Annotated in this window: 2 protein-coding genes; both read right to left on the minus strand. The window is 44.4% G+C overall.

The annotated features are described in order from the left end of the window. Window position 1: 1 nt before the first annotated feature. The gene (locus DDR33_RS14940; protein WP_109416615.1) at window positions 2-2,758 is read right to left on the minus strand and encodes an alpha-d-galacturonidase; all 2,757 of its coding nucleotides are present in this window, start codon (window positions 2,756-2,758) and stop codon (window positions 2-4) included. A 226-nt stretch (window positions 2,759-2,984) separates the two neighbouring features. Further along, window positions 2,985-4,719, minus strand: a 1,735-nt coding sequence (locus tag DDR33_RS14945) for a RagB/SusD family nutrient uptake outer membrane protein (RefSeq protein ID WP_238387816.1), incomplete at its 5' end; no start/stop codon positions are given.

Genomic DNA, 4,719 nt, shown 5'->3' on the forward strand with positions numbered 1-4,719 from the left:
TTTATTCAAACAGCCAGTCAATATCTTTCTTACTATCAGGCAAGCCCACCCCGGCATCATATAATCTCATCGGCTCATTTTCATCTATAAATCCTAAGATCACCGCAGTTCCTTTTGCTAAAGTTAGCGTATGTGTACCCGGTTTAAAAGAGTAACTGTGAATATTCACAGGAGGGAATCCTTGCAGGGCCAGGGCATTGGCAATCTTGATTTCCGACTGGCCATAATCATTGGCACTGGCGTCATGTTCCAGATCAGGAGGAGGCAAAAATCCAGGAGTCTTGCTGTTAAAGAATCCTACGAGCACCTTTACTGCTTTTGAAGAACTGAACCTGAGACTTGTACCTTTGGTCTTTTGCTCCGCACTTATCATCCTGACACCTTTTAACCCGGCCAGCTCTTTTGCAAAAGCAGTAACGCGGGAGGCAGTATCGGCTAATGCCTGCTGGCCTTCCTGGATAGTGAAGTAATCTTTAGCTCCGGATAAAATCTTTACCGGGACATTTTTATACGGTTTAATCTCTTTTTGCTTTCCTGAATTACCTGTTTGCTTTAACGAGTCTATACTTCTTTTAAAATGAACAAGTTCCTCTTCAAATCTCGGTAAAACCTCTACCCAGGTTTTATAGGTAGCATCTACTCCCCTCACCGGTATTTTCCTTTGCATTGTTTGCATACTGTTAGCGTACAGGTAAGTATCCTTTGTCAGGTCAGCAAGCTTCCTGTAGTGGGCAACACTGCGTTCAAGATATGGAACTGCTTTCTCAAGATCAGCAATATCATTAGAATATTTATATCTGAGCACCCACAGAGCGGCCCTTACTTTTTCGGCATAAAATACTGCAAGCTCATTGTAGCAATAAACGTCGTTTTTTAGTCTTAAAAATTCTTCTTTATCCTGTGCTACCCCTGATGCAGCTCTATCGATTGCCTCCAGGGCCTTCCTGCCGTGTTCAGTTACTTCATCAGCAACCTGTACCGGAGTTTCACCGATATGTTTTTGCTTCTTCCATTCCTTCTCGGCATATTCAATGATCATCTCTCCTTCAGGAGCTTCAGACTCGTACATCAATGTGAAAAGATTATAGCGGAAAGGATTGATGAGCTGGGTCATGAACATGCCCAAAGTGAGGGTTTGACGGTTCCCGTCTGTAATCCCATAACGTCTCAGCAGTTTGGGAGCAATCTCGCCGGTTTGCTCGTAAGCCTCCAGGATATCTTTTCCCTTTTCCTGATTGGTACCAAATTTACCGGCCAGTAATCCAGCCCAGTACTGTACTTCCTCATTTCTGTCCCGGCGGCAATTCCAGGCGTAGCGCGCCCACGTTTTATACCAGATCCAGTCACGGTCTATCTGAAGCTGACGTCCCTTCACGTTATCTGCCGTATAAGGCCAGTCCCAGTAAGAAGCCTGCGGATATAAGTGTAAGCCATTGGCTTCGTATACATCGTGCATAGCCTGAACACTCTTCTGGATAAAGTCGGCCGACCCGTACCTGAAAGGCTCAAGATTAGCAAGAATATGAACATTCTCAATATGTACTGTTCCGATCCGGCTCAGGGTTCTGTGCAAATCCGCCCAGGTTCCCCTCGGTGTATAAGTGGTTAGAGCTTCGCCGTTGTATTTTGCCATCGTATATAAGTTTTTATATACCGGCAAAGCAGCTTTCATAACCCGGGGTGCATCCGTATCATGCGCCCTTAAAACGATAGGAGGTTCTTTCGTGATTCCCAGAGCTTTCATCCCATCCTGAACTCCCGGTATAATGGTTTTCGTAAACCAGTCTACATCATCCTGACCAACTCCCTCCATAGCTTCCCCCAGTGTAATGAGCAAACCTACGTTCGGGTATTTTTCAACAAAGGCAGCAATTGACTTCCGGGTATAGTCGGCAATAACGGGAATGATCGGACGGTTTCTGTCTTGTGTCTTAAGCTGGTTCTTCTCAGCAAAAGGTTTTGATACGATAATATTGTAGAACATCTGGATCACCCAGATACCCCTTTTATCTGCTTCCTGCGTCAGGAAGCGAAACATTTCTTCATTCTTTTTGAAAGTAGCGTCGTCTACTTCTACTGCATAGGGGTAGTCTTTCAGCTTTACCAGCGAAGCAAATGGATGGCCGTTCCACAGATAAAGAGAATTATAGCGGTTTTCGACCATCATGTCCAGATACTTTACCCAAAGGGCCTTATCATAGAACCAGGGAAAAGACTCAGGAGTATAGGGATACTCATACACCCCTCGTCCGGGCAGTAATTCAGGCTTCTGAATACCAACACAGGTACCCCTAAGCACCATTTCCGGCTTATCAGAAAAAGATATATTTTCGGGAAGCTTGCCCAGTTTTTCTACCCTGCCGGCAAGTTCAAGGCAGCCGTATAATGTACCTGACTCGTCAAATCCGCTCACTGCGAGCTTGTTTTTACCTCTGGACGCAATTGTAAAGCCTTCTTTACCGGAGGGAGCCGTGATATTTCCTGCTTGTTGTATCAGCTTATCAGATATCCTCCCAATGACCACAGAAGCTTTGTTTCCTGATGCCTTATCCTGCTGGAGAAGGGTAACTGTATAACCATTTTTTTTCAGTATTTCGGAAAGTCTTTCTGCTCCAAACTTAATTCTCGCTGAGGCAGTTGCGGGAATAACAACAGTGATCTTTTCACGTTGCACTGAAAGTGCAGGCGCAGCGGATACTTGTTTGCAGAATAGAAATACAACAAAAGTGAGTACATAGAAATGGAAGAAACCCTTCATTCAAAATCCTTTTTTTGGTTGTGTGTGTTCGTTTAATTTAATTATGTACTGTTACTGTGGTTAGTACGTAATAAACTCCAAAAGTAGTATAAGGCAAATGGGCTTTTTTATATCATTTTCCCATCATATTGTATCATCTTATCCTCCACGAAAATGTTACTGACACAATAAAGGGCAGAAGGTTTACTGCTTCTGCCCTGTGTAAATAAACGAAAAGGACACTCCGTTAATAGCCGGGGTTCTGACCGAACTCATCCCTGTTAAGTAATGAGTTTAGTTCCTCCTGACGGATAGGTCTCAGAACGTGATGCGGCTGTACCTGAGTAATATCGGGATTACGGGAATTTATAAACTGTACAAACTCCTGGCCTCCCTGTCCTTTCAACACGCGTTTGAGATCAAACCACCTCTGATATTCACCAGCAAACTCCCTGGCTCTTTCTTCTAAGATGAAGTTGGAGTTATTAGTCAGATCTGCCGCGCTAATTTGCATGGCGGCTTGCTGCCCGGGCAATGCAGCTCTGGTCCTCAAAACATTGATGAAACCGGCGGCCTCATTAAGATTACCCAACCCATATTCTGCTTCTGCGGCAATAATGTACATTTCGGCTAAACGCATTACCATGATGTCGTTGAAACCTGCCTGGGAATTCGGCGCGGTAATATTAGGATCCATAAACTTACGGAAGCTGACGAAATCGCGTCCGGTTTTGATTTTACTATCAGTTCCGTACACATCATTCCTGTCCAGAATCACATAAGGACGGGTCGATTTATTAGCCACTACTTTTTTGGTAATTACTAATGCAGTATCTCCAATGTTTATTTGTTTACCAACAAGGCTGGCATCTTTTTGGTAAAGAGTGACGTCTGCGGAAGTCCAGGTATACACTTTGTTTGCAATCCACACTTCCTGAAAGGAAGCATTATATCTTGCATCTGTAGCTTCGTCAAAATAATCCAGAAGCGTCAGGGTTGGCATCAGCCTGCTTGCGCTAGGGTTCCCATAAGCTATACTTTGCGTAAGTGCCAGCTTATTTGTATAGTTGTTCTGGAATGTCATGAACACTCTGTTCCCATTCTGGTCAATATTAAGCAAAGGATTGGTCGAGTTACTGACAATATACAGGGCTTCCTTATTATTCTTATTGTTTGACGGATTCCAAAGCTGATCGTAACTGCTCCAAAGATCAGTACCGAGCTCGCTCTTCCGGGCAATAACGTCTTTAGCAACATCCCGTGCTCTGGTGAAATAAGTATTAGCTTCAGAAGTGTTTCCGGACTGCTTCGCATAATAAGCTCTCGAAAGCAGAGCACGCGAAAGAAATCCGAGTGCCGATTTCTTGCTCGCTCTGCTATATTCGTTCCCCCAGAAACTTTGTACAGGAAGATATTGCGCTGCAAATTCAAAATCGGAGATAATCAGGTCGTAAAAATCGGATACAGAACTCCTTGTGGCCGTCAGCAGCGGTTCTTTTGTCTCTTCTGTTCTCAGCATTACCCCTCCCCAGGTTTCCACGATATGCCAATAGTAAAATCCGCGTAAAAAACGGAGTTCGCCTTCTCTGCGGTTCCGCTCGTCTACTGAGGTAAACCCTGCTTGCCCGATACGGTTGATACCCGCGTTACATATATTAATGGCTTTCCAAACAGATATCCATGCAGCCCTGTTAGGATTCCCTGTACTCGCAGTTAATCCCGAATACTGCGTTAACTGCTGGGCATAGGTACTTTTATCCTTATTGAACCATAAGTCAGTTCCTGATTCCGCCATAAAGATGCCGTCTTCTTTACCATACCAGTTACGTTGCTCAGAATAAGCACCGTTAATATTGGTTATAAAGCCCTCTGGCGTTGTCCACACATTCTCGGCAGTTGCCCCCGAGGGATTGTATTCGTCAAGATTCTGACAAGAGGACAACCCTGCCATCAAAGAAATAAACAGCACAGGTCCCAAGGTA

This window comes from Pararcticibacter amylolyticus (assembly GCF_003130405.1).
Lineage (GTDB): Bacteria > Bacteroidota > Bacteroidia > Sphingobacteriales > Sphingobacteriaceae > Arcticibacter > Arcticibacter amylolyticus.

Bases quoted from the DNA above. Each gene is read 5' to 3' on its own strand.
- DDR33_RS14940 (WP_109416615.1), bottom strand. From the start codon at position 2,758: ATGAAGGGTTTCTTCCATTTCTATGTACTCACTTTTGTTGTATTTCTA.